This window comes from Rhizobium aouanii, from assembly GCF_037002925.1.
Classification (GTDB): Bacteria; Pseudomonadota; Alphaproteobacteria; order Rhizobiales; family Rhizobiaceae; genus Rhizobium; species Rhizobium aouanii.
On sequence record NZ_JBAMYD010000017.1, the window covers coordinates 1 to 12,251 of the forward strand.

The 12,251-nt window shown below is 61.2% G+C and carries 13 protein-coding genes and 1 tRNA gene; 4 read left to right on the forward strand and 10 right to left on the reverse strand.

Features of this window, described 5'->3' with window-relative positions:
* The 3 genes from V8P77_RS26255 to metG are packed head-to-tail and all read right to left on the reverse strand — an operon-like array spanning position 1 to position 3,161.
* A complete protein-coding gene (locus V8P77_RS26255; protein WP_335914915.1) occupies positions 1–819 on the reverse strand; it encodes an MBL fold metallo-hydrolase in 819 nt (272 codons plus the stop codon).
* A gap of 4 nt (positions 820–823) precedes the next feature.
* A complete protein-coding gene (locus tag V8P77_RS26260; protein ID WP_335914916.1) occupies positions 824–1,606 on the reverse strand; it encodes a TatD family hydrolase in 783 nt (260 codons plus the stop codon).
* A gap of 4 nt (positions 1,607–1,610) precedes the next feature.
* Positions 1,611–3,161: a methionine--tRNA ligase gene (metG, locus tag V8P77_RS26265; protein WP_335914917.1), complete on the reverse strand. Its 1,551-nt coding sequence runs from the start codon at positions 3,159–3,161 to the stop codon at positions 1,611–1,613.
* 234 nt (positions 3,162–3,395) lie between these two features.
* Here metG and V8P77_RS26270 point away from each other — a divergent pair, with 234 nt between their 5' ends.
* Complete coding sequence (locus V8P77_RS26270; RefSeq protein ID WP_335914918.1) at positions 3,396–4,184, forward strand: sulfite exporter TauE/SafE family protein; 789 nt, start codon at positions 3,396–3,398, stop codon at positions 4,182–4,184.
* A gap of 80 nt (positions 4,185–4,264) precedes the next feature.
* Here V8P77_RS26270 and V8P77_RS26275 read toward each other — a convergent pair whose 3' ends face one another.
* The 4 genes from V8P77_RS26275 to V8P77_RS26290 form a co-directional block, all read right to left on the reverse strand.
* A complete protein-coding gene (locus tag V8P77_RS26275) occupies positions 4,265–5,290 on the reverse strand; it encodes a DNA polymerase III subunit delta' (protein ID WP_335914919.1) in 1,026 nt (341 codons plus the stop codon).
* A gap of 8 nt (positions 5,291–5,298) precedes the next feature.
* The gene (tmk, locus tag V8P77_RS26280) at positions 5,299–5,979 is read right to left on the reverse strand and encodes a dTMP kinase (protein ID WP_335914920.1); all 681 of its coding nucleotides are present in this window, start codon (positions 5,977–5,979) and stop codon (positions 5,299–5,301) included.
* Positions 5,980–6,110: 131 nt separating this feature from the next.
* Positions 6,111–7,304, reverse strand: a complete 1,194-nt coding sequence (locus V8P77_RS26285) for a D-alanyl-D-alanine carboxypeptidase family protein (RefSeq protein ID WP_335914921.1) — start codon at positions 7,302–7,304, stop codon at positions 6,111–6,113.
* A 71-nt stretch (positions 7,305–7,375) separates the two neighbouring features.
* A complete protein-coding gene (locus tag V8P77_RS26290; protein WP_132609413.1) occupies positions 7,376–8,470 on the reverse strand; it encodes a septal ring lytic transglycosylase RlpA family protein in 1,095 nt (364 codons plus the stop codon).
* A 403-nt stretch (positions 8,471–8,873) separates the two neighbouring features.
* Here V8P77_RS26290 and V8P77_RS26295 point away from each other — a divergent pair, with 403 nt between their 5' ends.
* Complete coding sequence (locus V8P77_RS26295) at positions 8,874–9,077, forward strand: hypothetical protein (RefSeq protein WP_221952143.1); 204 nt, start codon at positions 8,874–8,876, stop codon at positions 9,075–9,077.
* 98 nt (positions 9,078–9,175) lie between these two features.
* On the opposite strand, the gene V8P77_RS26300 is transcribed toward V8P77_RS26295, so the two are convergent.
* Positions 9,176–9,502 (reverse strand): GYD domain-containing protein, encoded by a 327-nt coding sequence (locus tag V8P77_RS26300; RefSeq protein WP_335914927.1) that lies wholly within the window; start codon positions 9,500–9,502, stop codon positions 9,176–9,178.
* A 270-nt stretch (positions 9,503–9,772) separates the two neighbouring features.
* Between V8P77_RS26300 and V8P77_RS26305 the strand changes: the two genes are divergently transcribed.
* Positions 9,773–9,862 (forward strand) — tRNA-Ser (locus tag V8P77_RS26305).
* A 148-nt stretch (positions 9,863–10,010) separates the two neighbouring features.
* On the opposite strand, the gene V8P77_RS26310 is transcribed toward V8P77_RS26305, so the two are convergent.
* Positions 10,011–10,325: a hypothetical protein gene (locus tag V8P77_RS26310; protein ID WP_151343389.1), complete on the reverse strand. Its 315-nt coding sequence runs from the start codon at positions 10,323–10,325 to the stop codon at positions 10,011–10,013.
* Complete coding sequence (locus V8P77_RS26315) at positions 10,322–10,696, reverse strand: HNH endonuclease (RefSeq protein WP_335914928.1); 375 nt, start codon at positions 10,694–10,696, stop codon at positions 10,322–10,324. Before V8P77_RS26315 ends, V8P77_RS26310 begins: the two co-directional genes overlap by 4 nt.
* A gap of 558 nt (positions 10,697–11,254) precedes the next feature.
* Here V8P77_RS26315 and V8P77_RS26320 point away from each other — a divergent pair.
* Positions 11,255–11,980 (forward strand): 3-keto-5-aminohexanoate cleavage protein, encoded by a 726-nt coding sequence (locus V8P77_RS26320; RefSeq protein WP_335914930.1) that lies wholly within the window; start codon positions 11,255–11,257, stop codon positions 11,978–11,980.
* Positions 11,981–12,251: the final 271 nt, after the last annotated feature.

Sequence of the window (12,251 nt, forward strand, 5' to 3'; positions counted from 1 at the left end):
TTAGAGCCTGACCTCGGTCTCGAAGCTCATCTGGTCATACGCCGGCACCACATGGTCCGGCGTCTCAGCCATCACCACGTCGTAGTCGAGCGGCGTGTGCATGTGGGTGAGGATCGCCTGTTTCGGCTTCAGCCGGCCGATCCAGTCGAGCGACTGTTCCAGCGACAGATGGCTCGGATGGTAGGTATATTGCAGCGCGTCGATGATCAGCATGTCGAGGTTCTGAAGCTTCTCGACGGTCTGCGGCGGGAAATCGCTGATATCGCTGCAATAAGCCACATCGCCGATGCGGAAGCCGAGCGAGTGGATATCCCCGTGCTGCTGGATATGCGGATGGAAGGCGATCGTTCCGCCAGGACCATGGATTTCGACGGGCGCGTCTAGGTTTTCGATGACGATCGGCAGCACGATCGGCGGGTAATTGCTGCCCGGCGGCGTTTCCAGGCAATAGCCGAAGGCTTCCCGCAGCCTGTCCATGGTAAATTGGTCGGCAAAGATCGGCACCCGCCGGCGTGTATTGTGAAAATAGCCGCGCAGATCGTCGATGCCGTGAATATGATCGGCATGCGGATGGCTGTAGAGCACGGCATCGACATGGTCGGCCCCTGCCCTGATCATCTGCTCGCGAAAATCCGGCCCAGTGTCGATGACGACGGTGGTGACACCGCCATTGGGTGCGAATTGCTGCACCATGAAGGCAGCGCGCGTGCGCCGGTTCTTCGGATTGTCGGGATTGCAGGCACCCCAGTCGCCGGTGATGCGTGGCACGCCCGGTGACGACGAACAGCCGAGAATGGTGAAACGCCGCCGGTAGAGCACGCCGCTAGATCCTCGGCATCTTTGAGAACAGGCGGAAAGCGTTCTCCGTCGTGATCCGCGCGACCTCTTCGGTGGCAAGGCCGATCGTATCGGCGAGCACTTCGGCCGTGTTGACGACATAGGACGGCTCATTGCGCTTGCCGCGCCAGCGCTTCGGCGCCAGATAGGGCGCGTCCGTTTCCACCAGCAGTCGATCAAGCGGGATCGTCTTGGCGATCTCGCGCAGCTCTTCCGACTTCGGGAAGGTCAGGATGCCCGAGAAGGAGATATAGCCGCCGAGTGCGACGCCGGTCTTGGCAAGTTCCGGGCCTGCGGAGAAGCAGTGGAGAATGAAGGGGAAGGCCCCCTTCCCGCTTTCCTCGGTCAGGATGTCTGCCATGTCCTCGTCGGCGCTGCGGCTGTGGATGACGAGCGGCAGCTGGGTCTCGCGCGCCGCCGCGATGTGGCGGCGAAAGCCGGTCTGTTGATCCTCAGGCTTTTGTGTGTCGTAGAAATAGTCGAGACCGGCCTCGCCGATCGCGACTACCTTCTCATGGGCATTGGCGAGACGCACCAGTTCATCCGTCTCAATATCCAGCTCTTCGTCGGCATTGTTCGGATGCGTGCCGACCGAGCAGAACACCGAAGGATATTTCTCCGTGATGGCAAGCAGCGCGCCGAGCTTGCGCACCCGCGTCGAGATCGTCACCATCTGCGCGACGCCAGCCCGATGGGCGCGCGAGACGATCTCGTCCCGCTCCGCCTCGAAGTCGGCGAAATCAAGATGGCAATGCGTATCGATCAGCACGGCCTCAAGCCTCCGGAGCCACGTAGCGCGGGAAGACCGGCGCCGGCGCTTCGAGCGCCGTTCCGGCAATGAGACGTCCGGCTTGCCCAAGAGCGGCGAAATCGCGCTTGTCGGCAGGTGCCGCGACCAGATCGAGCAGCTTGGCCGATGATTCCGGCATGAAGGGCTGCAGCAGAATCGCGATCTGGCGCACGACTTCGGCAGTCACATAAAGCACCGTGCCCATACGCTCCGGATCGGTCTTCTTCAGCGCCCACGGCGCCTGGCCGGCGAAATAACGGTCGGTTTCGGAGACGGCCGAAATAATCGAGGCAAGCGCCCGGTGGATCTGCTGCTTGCCCATATCCTCGCGGGTCGAGGCATGCAGCGCGTCGACCTCAGCCAGCATCGCCTTGTCCTCGTCGCTGAGCGCGCCGCATTCCGGGATCTTGCCGTCGCAATTCTTGACGATCATCGACAGCGAGCGGCTGGCGAGATTGCCGATGCCGTTGGCGAGGTCGGAATTGATGCGGGTGCCGATCGCCTCTTCGCTATAGCTGCCGTCCTGGCCGAAGGAGACTTCACGCAGGAAGAAGTAGCGCACCTGGTCGAGGCCGAAATGGTTCACCAAATTGACCGGATCGACGACGTTGCCGAGCGACTTCGACATCTTCTCGCCCTTATTGAGCAGGAAGCCATGGGCAAAGACCCGCTTCGGCAGCGGCAGCTTCGCCGACATCAGGAAAGCCGGCCAGTAGACGGCGTGGAAGCGGATGATGTCCTTACCGATGATGTGCACGTCGGCCGGCCAGTATTTCGCCCGCGGGCCGTTCCTGTCCTCGATATAGCCAGTCGCGGTGATGTAGTTGGTCAGCGCGTCGACCCAGACATACATGACGTGGGCCGGATCGTCCGGCACCTTGATACCCCAGTCGAAGGTCGTGCGCGAGACCGAGAGGTCCTTGAGCCCCGACTTGACGAAGGAGATCACCTCGTTGCGGCGCTCTGCCGGGCCGATGAAGTCGGGGTTCGCCTCGTAATGCGCAAGCAGCTTCTCCTGATATTCGGAGAGCTTGAAGAAATAGCTTGCCTCTTCCACCCACTCGACCGGCGTGCCCTGCGGCCCGTAGCGCACGCCGTCGGCGCGCAGTTCTGTCTCGTTCTCCTGGTAATAGGCCTCGTCGCGCACCGAATACCAGCCGGCATAGCTGTCCTTGTAGATGTCGCCATTGTCGGCCATCATCTTCCAGATGTTGCGCGACGTCTCGTGATGACGCTCCTGCGTGGTGCGGATGAAATCATCGTTCGAGGCGTTGAGCAGCGTCGCCATCGTCTGGAATTCGCCAGAGTTGCGGTCGGCAAGCGCTTGCGCAGTGATCCCCTCGGCGCGCGCCGTCTGCTGCATCTTCTGGCCGTGTTCGTCGGTGCCGGTCAGGAAGAACACATCCTTGCCGTCGAGGCGCTGGTAGCGCGCCATCGCATCCGTGGCGATCAGTTCATAGGCATGGCCGATATGCGGCTTGCCGTTGGGGTAGGAAATCGCGGTGGTGATGTAGAAGGGTGTCTTGTCTGTCATGGCGGCCAATGTCCGGCTAACTCTATAAAAATGGTCAGCCGCTCTTAGCGCATGTCACCGTCAAGCGAAACCTCAACTTTCCAGTTGTCGATGATTTACGGCACGATAGCGTCGTGAACTTGACTCAGCTTCTCACCCCATCTACCCGTCATGGGACAGAGGGCGGGACAAGAACAAAGTGCCAGTTTTCATCTACCGGAATGGTCGTGGCCGCGCGCCGTCGGGGGCGCTTGCTTGACATTCGAGCCGCTCTATTCACTGTCCGGCCTGTTCGTCGGCGCCCTCGTCGGCATCACCGGCGTTGGCGGCGGTTCGCTGATGACGCCGCTGCTGGTGCTGCTCTTCGGCGTCCATCCCGCCACCGCCGTCGGCACCGATCTTCTCTATGCGGCGATCACCAAGACGGCAGGTACCGCCGTTCACGGCATGCACGGGCGCGTCAACTGGAAGATCGTCGGCAGCCTCGCGGCCGGCAGCCTGCCGGCCGCCCTGCTGATGCTCTGGCTGCTGGCCGGCGTCGATCGCAAGAGCATCGGCGTGACCAATACCATCACCACCGCGCTTGGCTGGCTTCTCGTCATGACTGCGATCATGCTGGTCTTCCGGGGCCAGATCCTGGAATTGGCGCGCCGCGCCATGGGCGATCGCACGCCGCCAAAGCCGACGACCATTCTCGCCCTCACCGTCATTCTCGGATTCGTTCTCGGCGTCCTCGTCACCTTGACCTCGGTCGGCGCCGGTGCGCTGGGGGTGACGATCCTGCTGGTCCTCTATCCCAGGCTCAATGTGCGCGAGATCGTCGGTTCCGACATCGTCCATGCGGTACCGCTGACCTTGATCGGTGGCACGGGCTATTGGCTGATCGGCGAGATCGACTGGCCGATGCTGTTTGCCCTGCTGATCGGCTCTATCCCCGGCATCATCATCGGCAGCCTTCTGGCGCCGAAGCTGCATGAACGCACCATCCGCATCGTACTTGCCGCCACGCTTGCCGTCGTCGCACTGAAGCTGCTGACCGGCTGACAATGCATGTCGCCCAAAAGTGTTCGGCGGTTTTGGGATAACGACATGCATAGATCAGAGAATTAAAGCGCGTTCGCGCTTTAAAAGCCTGGCTGCTTGATATCGGCAAGAATGCTGATGATCGTCTGCTTTCGATCAAGGTTGTAGCCATCGGAAATGGTCAGCCGCTCGGTGATCTCGGAATAGAGCCGCGCCAGCCGCTCCGCCGCGGCGATCTGTCCCTCGCCCGCTGCCGCGCGCGCCCGGTTCATGATGTCGTCGCCGACATGGCTGACGAAGAAGTCGAAGATCGTGTCGCTTTCCCGGCCGGAAAGCGCATCGGCCAGCCGATGCATCGCCTTGCGGGCTGTCGGCCCCTCGGCGGAAAGCATCTCGTCATAAGCGGCAATGATCTCGCCGCCGCCGTAGTTCAGGAGTTTCAGCGCCTCGCCGACGCTGCCCTTGGCGGCCGAAAGCACCGCCCCGCCCTCGCCTGAAATGCCGAGATGGGCAAGGGCCGCGACGAGTTCATCATCGACAAGCGACGCCAGTTTCAGCGGCAGGCAACGCGAGCGGATCGTCGGCAGTAGCCGTCCCGGCGCATGCGAGAGCACCAGGAATAGCGCTCGCTTCGGGGGTTCTTCCAGGATCTTCAGGATGGCGTTGGCCGCATTGCGGTTCATGTCGTCGGCCGGATCGATGATGACGATCCGCCAGTTGCCGGTGCCTGATGTCTGCGAGAAGAACTTGCCGGCGCGGCGCACCTCGTCGACGGTGATCGCCGATTTCACCTTGCCGGTCTTTTCGTCCACCGGCCGGGCAAGGTGCAGCAGATTATGCGAGGCGCCCGACGCGATCTGCCGGCTGACGGGCGAGGCAGGATCCGGATCGCCGATCGTCTCTGGCGCTCCATCGGGATCGGGATGCGAGAGCACGTGATTGGCAAAGCGGAAGGCGAGCGTCGCCTTGCCGATGCCTTCCGGCCCCTCGATCAGGATGGCGTGGTGGCCCTTGCCGGACCGGTAGGATTGCGCAAGGAAGGCTTCCGCCTCCGCATGACCGAACAGCCTGGTATTTTCCCCCGGCCAGATGGCGCCGTCGAGCAGTCCGGGCCTTTCCTCACTCATGATGGGCTTCACTCATGATGGGCGGCTTCCGGCATTCGGGCACGGCCTGCCGGCGACAGCAGCTGTTGGACGATCGCCAGGATCTCGGCGGCGATCGCCTCCTCGCTCTGCATGGCGTTGACCACGTGGCAGCGCTCCGGTTCGCGGGCGGCGATATCGAGAAAGGCCTCGCGCCGTTTCTCGTGCGTCTCCAGCCGCTCCTTCTCGAATCGATCGGGAGCATCGGCCGCGGCGCGCTTCTGCGCCCGTTCCAGCCCGACCTTGGCGGGGATATCGAGGATCACGGTGCAATCCGGCATGACGCCGTTGATGGCGATGCGCTGCAGCGTCTCGACGAAATCGGGCTCGAGATTGCCGGTGATGCCCTGGTAGACGCGGGAGGAATCCATGAAGCGGTCGCAGAGCACAACCTTGCCTGATGCGAGCGCCGGCCGTATCACCTCTTCGACATGGTCGTTGCGGGCCGCGGCAAAGAGGATCGCCTCCATCCGCGTGCCGAAGGCTTCGGCAGCCCCCGACAGCAGCACATGGCGCACGGCCTCCGCGCCCGGCGATCCACCCGGTTCGCGCGTCATCAGCACATCGTGACCTTCGCCCTTCAGCGCCTCGGCGAGGCGGCGGATCTGCGTGGATTTCCCAGCACCTTCCCCGCCTTCAAACGTAACGAACAATCCCGTACCGGATGACAATGACAATTTCCCGCATTCCAGGCGCCGCACGCGCCCCGCTCCTTCTATCTATCCGAAGATATCAGGGAGGAAAACCTTTCGCCGCGGCGACATATTCACCTTTCCCGCCAAATTGCGTTGGAAACGGCTCGTCAGACGGGCGCGGGCTTGTCCCAGAGCCAGGAGAAGAACAGTGATTCGCCGAGTTCCAGCATGGCGTCGACCGCCCGGCTGCTGAGCGAGCCTTCGCCGACCGCCTGCACGGTATAGAGCGGCACTTCCCTGAGCAGCCGGCTGCCGGCGAAAATCCTCAGCGTGCCTGCCTGGGTATCCGCCTTGACCGGCGCCGTCAGCGGCCAGCGATAGATGATGCGCGCCGACAGCCGGTCGGGATTGCTGATCGGAATATAGACGCTGACCGGCGCCTTGGCGACGAGATCGACGGTGCGCGTCGTGCCGCCATAGACGCTGGCAGCACCGATCACTTCCTTCTCGCCGAAGATCTGCCGGTTCTCGAAGGCCGTCAGTCCCCATTCGAGCACCCGCTTGGCCTCCTCCGTCCGCTCTTTGTCGGAAGCGATGCCGGCAAGCGCCACAAACAGCCGCCTGCCGTCGCGCTCAACCGAAGCGACGATCGAATAGCCCTCGCCCTCGGTAAAGCCGGTCGCAAGCCCATCGGCGCCGAGATCGAGCCCGAGCAGCGGATTGCGGTTGCGCTGGAAGATCTTGTTCCATTCGAAATCCGGCTGCGCGAAATAGGGATAGAGGTTCGGATAGGTCTGCTGGAGGGCGGCGGCGAGCGTCACCATCTCACGTGCCGTCACCTTGCTCTTGCCGTCGGGAAGGCCGGTGGAATTGCCGAACTCGGCCTTCTCCATGCCGAGTTCGCGGGCGCGGCGCGTCATCGACACGGCAAATTGCTGCTCGCTTCCGGCCATGCCCTCGGCGAGGATGATGCAGCTGTCATTGGCGCCCTGGATGGCGACACCTTTGATCAGGTCCTCGACGCGGACGCGCGATTTGAGGCTGGCAAACATCGTCGCCGTCCGCGACGGCGCGCCACCCGTCCGCCAGGCATATTCGGAAACGGGATATTCGGTGTCGAGCGTGATCTGGCCCTTGGTCAGCGCCTCGAAAACGAGGTCCATCGTCATCAGCTTGGCGAGCGAGGCCGGCGAAAAGCCCTGATCCTCGTTCTTGGCGAGAAGCACCGTGCCGGTGGTAGCCTCGATCATATAGGCCTGCGCCGCCTTGGTGGCGAAGCCGGCGGCACCGCCATCGGCTGCAAAGGCGCCGGTGGCGAACGGCATCAGGCATGCAAGCAGGCGAAGCGCGGGCTTCAGCATCGCAATTTCCATTGATCGAGCGGCGTATTTCAGGAGGTTAGAACGCGAGGAAATCCGATGCAATTGCCAGTTCAGCGCGCGGCGACGTTTGTCTGCCGGCGCTTGGCCGAGGCCAGGATGGACGCTTGGGTCAGCCCGTCATTGCGCACCATCACCGCGTCGAAGGCGAGATCGACGGTCACCGTCTTCACCTCTTCGTTCTGGTAGCCGAGCGCCAGCGAATTCTGGGGCCGCTCGTAGGGCATCGGACCGATCTCCGGCAGCACGACCATCTGGTCCATCGCCTGCGTGCCATTGTTGAAGGACGGTGCCGATGGCGCGACCAGAACATGGGCCGCTGGTGCAGGGGCCGGTGCCGCATTGTTGCGGGCGCTCGGCGTCGAGCCGGCATAGGAGGTGGCCGACCTCGGCACCGGCACGTTGGCCGGCGTCTCGTAGTCTTCCGAGCTCTGCAGCTGGTCGCGGGTGATCTTGCGGCTGTTGGAGGCGACCATCACGCCGGTTGCGATCTGGCCTTCAGGATTGACGCCGGGAATACGGCTGCCCTTCGGCGCGTAGGAGGCCATCAGATAGGGCATGTCATGGCCGTCCATGCGGGCGCGGCCGACATATTGCACACGCACTTTGCCGGTGCCGCTGTGCTGCAGGTCCAGCATGTCGGCCGTCTTGTTGGAAAGATCGATGATGCGGCCTTCGTGATAGGGACCGCGATCGTTGACGCGCACGATGACGGAAGAACCGCTTTCGAGATTGGTAACGCGCGCATAGCTTGGCAGCGGGAAGGTGGGATGGGCGGCGGAAAGATGCATCTGGTCGTAGACTTCGCCGTTCGCCGTCAGGCGCCCATGAAAGGCCGAGCCATACCAGGAGGCGACGCCGACCTTGTTATAAGCGAAATCTTCCTTCGGGTAATACCGCTTGCCCTTCACCTCGTAGGGCTTGCCGACGATGTAGCGGCCGCCGCCCTTGGGAATGTTGTTGCCGGTGGCGACCCGCGGGCTCGCCTTCACGCCATATTCGGATTCTGAGAAATATTCTTTGCCGTGGGCTTTTTTCTTCGGCACCGCCTGCGTCGTGCCGCAAGCCGCAACCGTCGCACACATCGCCGAGATCGCCAGCCACCGTGCTGCCGTTGCGAAAGACGCCGCCCCGTAATCCAGTTTCATATGCCCCACGCCGCTCAAAGATCGTTATGGTTAAGGAACCCTGCCCCATACTGGAGCAATAGCGCCTTATTCCCGCCCGCCTAACGAGGCTTTAATCTTGTTAAGTTCGTGGCAAATTTACGAACGATTTCGCAGCGATAGCGACAATTCTAATGATTATGGTTTATAAATCACTAACGATAGCCCTTTCCGCCCGCCCTTCTGCCACCGCAATGAGCCCCGAAGTCATCGTGCCGATGCGGGGCATATGGTGAACATCCGGGTACTTCCGGACGCCCCAAAAGCTCCATATTGAAACATGGTCTGCGCGTATTTGATGAGCGGCAGCGGACGGCGCTTCCTTCTGTATGGGAACGAATTGTCCGCCGCGGGCTTTGATGGTTTAGACCTTTGGAGGATCACCATGAACGATGAAACCCTGACGCAGCTCGACACGGTCAGCCAGCAGTTGCACGCTCGATCTCGCGCACTTTCCCAGCCGGATAAAGACAACGACATCGCAATCCTGATGTCGGCCCTCGCCGTGACGATGGAGGCGGTTCGATCTCTCGGCGAGGATATGAACCAACTCAACGGTCCGAAGGGCCTTGGATCTGACGGAAGCTAAGTCTGTCATGTCTCTGGCGCAATTCACAGAAAGCTTGCGCCGGAACGAGAAGCGCAAAGCGCTCATCTCGACGTGGATGGGGAGCCGTGGGCCGCCGCCTATGCTGCCGGTGGACGATAGTGTACCGACTTCGCCTTTTCCAAGGCTTCGATCGTATCCTCGACGCTGAGAAGGACAGTGGTCTCCATGGAGCTGAGCGCGCCTCCTGCGCCGATCGCCAGTGCGACCGCCGCCATCGATACGTTATCAGGCGCCTCCCACAGATTCCAACCATCATGCTCGCCGAAGGCATACCAGAACCCATGCAGCTTTCCGCCCACCGATTCAATGTAACTGCGTGCCGCCTCTCGGCGATCCTCGGGGTTTTCGATCATCCGCGCCCAGGTCTCGGGCGTGTAGCTGAATCGTGTGAGATACATGGCCATGGTTTGTTTCCTCCGCCAGAACAACACAGTAAACGCTCAAGCCTGGGAGAACGCGAGTCATTTCGAATGTGCGGAATAGGCCTGCCTCGCTCACGCTCGAATTCGTTCGCACGTCATGCAAAGGATACCGGCAAATGCTGCAGAGCAAGTTGACGCTGCTATCAAAGCTGCTAAAAAGCCAGCCATCGAGCGATTGGGTAGCAAATCGGTAGCAATGGCCGGTTCGTAGACATCGACAGAATGTTGATGTCTCAACCTTTTCAATCAGATGGAAGAGTGTCCGAGTGGTTTAAGGAACCGGTCTTGAAAACCGGCGTGCGGGAAACCGTACCGTGGGTTCGAATCCCACCTCTTCCGCCATATTATATTGATTTTGTCGCACAATTTCCGCTTTCCGCGCGAGAATTGCACGCTTATCGTAACCCCGCTTCTGGTATAAAAACCGCCGGCAGGTGAGGCCGGCGGCGCATTTGTTGATCACCAAGGTTGGTTTCCGTGGCACTGCCGGCTAAAAATCGAAATAGACGGTCACACCTGACCGACGACGATAGGGTTGATAGTCGCGATAGCCGTAATAGTCGCGACTGCCGTAATACCGCGGACGATAGCACGAGCCGTAATACCGACAGTCGCGGTAAGCGTACCGGTGTTTCTTCCGGTGGCCATACGCATGTCCATTACCGTGGCGACGGTGTTTGACCTGCTCGACGTCGGGGGTGTGCATATGTACTGCGTTCGGCACGACGATCGGCGCGGCGTTCAGCGGCAGGGCGAAAGATGCAGACAAGATCATGGCTGCAAGTGAGGAAAAAAGCATCTTCATCGGCGCATCCTTTCAGGCTGCGATTCTGGGTTAATAAGCATTAACCTCCGATGAACGGCTGCGAGCATCCCAGAAAACACCGGCTGGCGCGCCGCTGGTGTGGTTGCTTGTGGTGATCGCGCCGGCCTATGGTGTTGGTCCCGCCGCCGATGCGCACAGGGCGGCGCGTATTCGATTAGTTCCCAAATCTCGCCGCGTCGGTAGCTCGTATACAGGAGCCAGTCCATGCCGCCGCGCTCTTCGTTGCAACGCTTGCACGCCAAAGCGATGTTGTCTCGATTGTTGCTGCCGCCATCAGAGCGGCCCCGCAGGTGCACAAGGGTTTCGGCATTCCGCGGCTGCTTATGTGGCGGTTTGTCACTCAGAACCATAGGCTGGAGGCAGTAGCAGCAGCGGCCGCCCTGTTTCTCGCGTATCTTGATGCGGTTCTGAATGTGGCGGGTCAGGATCAGCCGGTGATGGGTTCGATGGCCGGGCCAACGACTGTTCGCCGCTGCCTGCGGTGAGCTGAGCTAAGAATTTCGATGTCGTAGAGTTCGCAACGCTACCGCCATCCGTCGTTTTCCGAAAATTGCGGTTTTGTACCTCAAGAAGGTTGGCCTTCCCCGAGGGCAATAGATGAGGTTTCGCGCCTCCTCCTTTGCGTTGACGATAAGATGATATACAGGCAGCAACAGGACGCGACCGCCATTAACTTAAGAATGGGGTCGGGCGGCAGATTGACGTCACGTCGCTGCCACGAGATCACGTGGCCGTCCTCTGGTCGGCGTGCGCGCAGCTTGACCCTGCACGAGAGCGGCAGTCGCCTATCTCGACTGATTTGATATTATTGGGCTGCAACGGCAAGGGAAATGACTTTGTCGGCAGCGCCCCTAAGTTTTCAGGTTTCCAAATGTGGTATGCGGCCCAACAAACGCTAGGCTCCTTTTATGATCGTTCAAGCTTGCATCAACGGCGCGCGGCCGAGCGATTTCCATCCCCTCCTTCCCCTGGCGATCGATGCCATGGTGCGTGATGCCACGGCTTCGGTCGCTGCCGGCGCTGCGGAGCTCCACGTCCATCCGCGCGGAGCCGATGGCAAGGAAAGCCTTGCCGCCGTCGACGGCACTGTCGGCGCGATCCGCCGTGTCTGTCCGGGAACGCTGATCGGTGTGTCCACCGGCGTCTGGATCGAAGGTGATCGGGAGAAAACGCGGGAAGCCATAAGCCACTGGGATGTCCTGCCGGATTATGCCTCGGTGAACCTGTCGGAAGACGATGCGCCTGGTGTCATGCAGCTGCTGCGGCAGAAGGGTGTCGGCGTTGAAGTCGGACTGGCATCGGTCGCCGATGCGGACCGCTACATCGGCCTCGATGATCATGAGCGGGTCTTTCGCGTGCTCATCGAGCTCGATAATGAACAGGATTTGCAGCGCGCATGCGGCATCGCGGACGGCATTATCAAGGTGCTCAGGGATAGCCGGGTCAATCGGCCCATTCTTCTGCACGGTTTCGACGACACCGTGTGGCCCTTCGTCAGGTTGGCGCGTGAGCGGCGCTACTCCACCCGTATCGGCCTGGAAGATGGAAAGCACCTCCCGGATGGGACACTTGCCAACGACAATGCCGAGTTGGTCACTGCGGCCGTTGCGATCTTCCGTGGCCACTCGATCTGATCCCGATGTGTCGGCTGCCAGACGGCAGTTCGGAATCTCTGCGGCGCCATCGGCCGGCATCGTCAAGGCGCAGAATGTTTCGAAATGCGGGCTCGGCGATGCGGCCAAGTGCACGAAGATATGGAAGCGCGCCGAGCGCGCGCGGTTCAATCATTCTCATTCCATGATGCCAATGCAGCCCCATGAAGCCGGATGCCCTGGTCGAAATCTTGACCGTCGCTCATATCGGTAGATAAGCGGGTCGCGGCCGACCTCAGTCGGTAATTGCCGA

Bases quoted from the DNA above. Each gene is read 5' to 3' on its own strand.
- metG (WP_335914917.1), bottom strand. From the start codon at position 3,161: ATGACAGACAAGACACCCTTCTACATCACCACCGCGATTTCCTACCCC.
- V8P77_RS26275 (WP_335914919.1), bottom strand. From the start codon at position 5,290: ATGAGTGAGGAAAGGCCCGGACTGCTCGACGGCGCCATCTGGCCGGGG.
- V8P77_RS26285 (WP_335914921.1), bottom strand. From the start codon at position 7,304: ATGCTGAAGCCCGCGCTTCGCCTGCTTGCATGCCTGATGCCGTTCGCC.
- V8P77_RS26290 (WP_132609413.1), bottom strand. From the start codon at position 8,470: ATGAAACTGGATTACGGGGCGGCGTCTTTCGCAACGGCAGCACGGTGG.
- V8P77_RS26295 (WP_221952143.1), top strand. From the start codon at position 8,874: ATGAACGATGAAACCCTGACGCAGCTCGACACGGTCAGCCAGCAGTTG.
- V8P77_RS26300 (WP_335914927.1), bottom strand. From the start codon at position 9,502: ATGGCCATGTATCTCACACGATTCAGCTACACGCCCGAGACCTGGGCG.
- V8P77_RS26310 (WP_151343389.1), bottom strand. From the start codon at position 10,325: ATGAAGATGCTTTTTTCCTCACTTGCAGCCATGATCTTGTCTGCATCT.
- V8P77_RS26315 (WP_335914928.1), bottom strand. From the start codon at position 10,696: ATGGTTCTGAGTGACAAACCGCCACATAAGCAGCCGCGGAATGCCGAA.
- V8P77_RS26320 (WP_335914930.1), top strand. From the start codon at position 11,255: ATGATCGTTCAAGCTTGCATCAACGGCGCGCGGCCGAGCGATTTCCAT.